Annotated in this window: 2 protein-coding genes and 1 pseudogene; all 3 read right to left on the reverse strand. The window is 59.5% G+C overall.

All coding sequences use genetic code 11. The features are described from left to right. Positions 1–96 precede the first annotated feature (96 nt). Positions 97–572, reverse strand: a pseudogene (locus tag ABZS61_RS34610) (ATP-binding protein); the annotation flags it as partial. Further along, on the reverse strand, positions 565–2,070 hold the full coding sequence (gene istA / locus ABZS61_RS34615; RefSeq protein WP_098552671.1) for an IS21 family transposase: 1,506 nt from the start codon (positions 2,068–2,070) through the stop codon (positions 565–567). The gene istA and the pseudogene ABZS61_RS34610, both read right to left, overlap by 8 nt. Positions 2,071–2,701: 631 nt before the next feature. Continuing rightward, positions 2,702–2,929, reverse strand: coding sequence for a hypothetical protein (locus ABZS61_RS34620; protein ID WP_105815179.1), 228 nt, complete (start codon positions 2,927–2,929; stop codon positions 2,702–2,704). Positions 2,930–3,523: the final 594 nt, after the last annotated feature.

Raw genomic sequence — 3,523 nt, forward strand, 5'->3', positions numbered from 1 at the left:
GGCAGGCGTCCGCGGAGGCCGATGACCACTACGCCGCGTGGGCCGGCCAGGCGAAGAACAAGAAGGTCTGCAAGGGCGGCAGCGCCAAGTCGACCCGTACATCAGCTTGTGGGCGATCTGGCCTTGTTTGCCGATGGACTTCTCCTGCTCCAGGGCGTTGGTCAGCTCGACGGTCGAGAAGTAGCGCACACGCTTGCCGTGGCGCTGTACGGCTTCGATTCCGATCGCTGAGGCGAGGTGCGTCTTGCCAGTGCCCGGACCACCGATGAACACGACGTTGTGCGCGCTTTCGAGGAACGACAGCTCGCTCAGTTCGCGCACCAGCGCTTCGTCGACGTGTGCCTGCGCGAAGTCGAAGCCCTTCAGGTCGCGGTGGGCCGGGAACGCGCAGCGGTCATTTGATAGGCAATCGAGCGCACCTGCCGTTCGGCGGTTTCAGCCATCAACAGCTGCTTCATGAAGCGCTCCGGCTCGAAGTCCGTGTGGCGCGACTGCGCGAGCAGCTCCGGCCACGTGCTCGCCATGCCGTGCAGTTTAAGACCCTTGAGCTGGGCCGCGATATCGTTAGACATGACGATCCTCCGGTGGGTTGGCGCGCAGCGTCTCGTAACGGCTCACGTCGGCCGCGGGCTCTTCCTTGAGCTGGAGTTTCGTCGTGGCGAGGCTGCCATTCGTGACGGGCGCCTTCAGCCGGCTCAGCACGTTCAGGACGTGCTCTGCGCTGGGGCGTCCTGAATCCAGCGCAGCCTGTACGGCGAGCAGCACCGCATCGAGCCCGTGTTCGCGCACCGCAGCGAGCACCTGCGTCATGACGCGATCGCCGCCCGGGTGTTTCAGCAGATGCCGCTGCAGCAGTTGCAGCGGCTGCGGCATCGTGATGAACGGCGCGCCGTTGCGCAGTGCGCCGGGTTTGCGCTCGACCAACGTGACGTAGTGGCGCCAATCGTAGAAGGTCATGTGCCGCTCGAAGCTGCGTTCGTGGCGTGCGATCTCCTGGGCGTTGGCGACGACGCTGAGATATGCCGGATAGCAGCGCACGCTCACCAACTGGTTCGTGTACTCGGTGGGCACGCTGTAGCGGTTGCGTTGGAAGTGAATCAGGCTGGTCGACGAGACTCGCAGGGTCTGCTCGATGTAGCCGTCGAACGGCCGTGGATTGGGCATCAGCCGGGTACGCTCGTCCTGCAGCACATCCTCGACTGTCAGCTCAGGCCACTGCGGGTGCCGCATGTGCCACGCCTCACGACACTGACCAGCGACCCATTCGTTCAGGATCTCCAGCGTTTCCCAGCGCCGTAGCGCTGCTTCGTGCCAAATCTGACGTCGCCGGTCCTGAACGTTCTTCTCGACGATGCCTTTCTCCCAGCCTGCAGCCCGGTTGCAGAACTCCGGCTCGAACAGGTAGTGACTGCACATCGCTTCGAAGCGCGCGTTGACCGCACGCTCCTTGCCGCGGCCAACCTTGTCCACGGCGGTCTTCATGTTGTCGTAGATGCCGCGCCGCGGCACGCCGCCGAACGCGGCGAACGCGCGGGCGTGCGCATCGAACAGCATCTCGTGACTCTGTGTGGGATAGGCGACGAGCCAGAACGCGCGGCTGGAGTTAAGTTTGACGTGGGCGACCTCCAGGCGTCGCCGTAGCCCGCCAACAAACGCGTATTCGCAGCTCCAGTCAAACTGGAAGGCTTCGCCGGGTTCGAAGGCGAGCGGCACGAAGGCCTTCCTGCGAGGCGCCTCAGCCTGCTCCTCGTGCCAACGCCTCACGAACGCGCTTACGCGGCCGTAGCTGCCGGCGTAACCCTCGGCGCGGATCGCCTCGAACATGAACCGGGCGGTGCGCCGGTCACGCTTCGGGCGATGACTGTCGGCACGCAGCCAACCTGTCAGCTGTGCGGCCCAGTCGTCGATGACGCTCGGGCTGACGCGCTTCGGATACTTCGGCTCGACGGCATCAGTCTGCCGCAGCCAGCGGCGCACCGTGTTTCGGGACAGGCCCGTACGCCGCGCAATCTCGCGCAACGGGACCTTCTCGCGGAAATACATCCGCCTGATCTTGGCCAATATACCCACCGTGATCACCTTTGTATCCCCTGCTCAAAGATTGAGCAGAGCATTCAATCACGTGGGTCAAAATTCGATGAAAATTTCCAGCTCTAGTGGGTCAGTTCTGCCCGGACATCAACAGACGGGTTGAATCCGCAGTCGATCACCGCCATTGGCAACGAGCGGTCGTATTGTCCGAGACCTGATCTGACGTTGACTGACCGGTCAGGTCTCGGCCTATACAGTTGATGATTACCGTGATCTCTCGCAGGCTCGAACGTCGAGGCAATCTCTATCTGGCACTGCAGATCAAACATGCGTGATCAGAGTGACCGAATCTATTCGAACTCGCCGCCGCCCGTACCGTTGCTCGATGTTTAAGCACACATTCTCCAACGGTTTGACGGTCAACGAGTTCGTGTGCGGCCTAAGGGACGCCATCTCGATCCACGAGCGCCACTTGTTCACTGGTCCTGATCTGTGCGTAAGTGTTTGATTTTTCGGGTGTTATAAAGTTTGCTTCGGTCGGAGGCCAACTTTTCTGCGAATTTTATAGGAAAAGGCCACCTTTTCTGCCACTTTTCCCGAGCGAAATTCTCAGAAAAGGTGCTCAAGCTATTGATTCATATGGACCGCAGAGACCACCTTTTCTGCGAACCTACAGGGGGACTGGCGGCTCGCGGCGGAGATTGCCGCCGATGCGTTTCATCCAGCTCGACGGCGCGTCGATCACGACGATCGGACGGTCGGCGCGTTGCCGGTTCTGCAGACGTTGCCGGCAATTGATCGTGACGCAGCGGCGTGCCGGCACGTATTCGCGCGCCGACGGCCCCGCGAGGCATTGGCCGTGAGGGACCCGAGTTTCCCAGTATTTGATGTCATGCAACCTAATAAAATACCGGCGATCATTATTTAAATCGTTTGAACTGTTTAATTTATTTTCTTTCGATCAAACAAATTTTCCGTGCCGGCAAAGGTATTTAAATCGGCTCCATCATCCAATGTGGTGTTCCCGCGCAATGCAAGCCTGCTATGGGTCGCGATGAAATGAATATTTCCGACCCTCTATATCGGAATTGAAACTCGTTGAAAATGTAAAGCATTGCAATATCAAGGCGGCATTTGAGTATTTCGATTGCGACGTACGATTTTGTTTGGCAGGATTTTCATCAGGTTACTCGATTTTAAAACAACAAAACAACCGGCCATTCAAACAGTCGAAATAATGCGCGCCAGATGAGCAACGATTCGAAAGGAAGCTGACGAAGAAACTGGTTACGAGGCGGCGAACGGTCCACACCGTTCGCGATCACTGAATCAACCGTTTTCCCGGGCGTCGACGCGTCACTCCGGCGATCCGGGCGAATTCGATACGGGGCAGCCATGGCGACACTCAAGAACGATTTTTCCGGGGAAGCGTGCCTGCTCCGCGCGTATCACGTGTTCGGCCGCGATGCCGCACGCTGCGATACGGTCATCC

The organism is Streptomyces sp. NPDC005566, from assembly GCF_040605575.1.
Classification (GTDB): domain Bacteria; phylum Actinomycetota; class Actinomycetes; order Streptomycetales; family Streptomycetaceae; genus Streptomyces.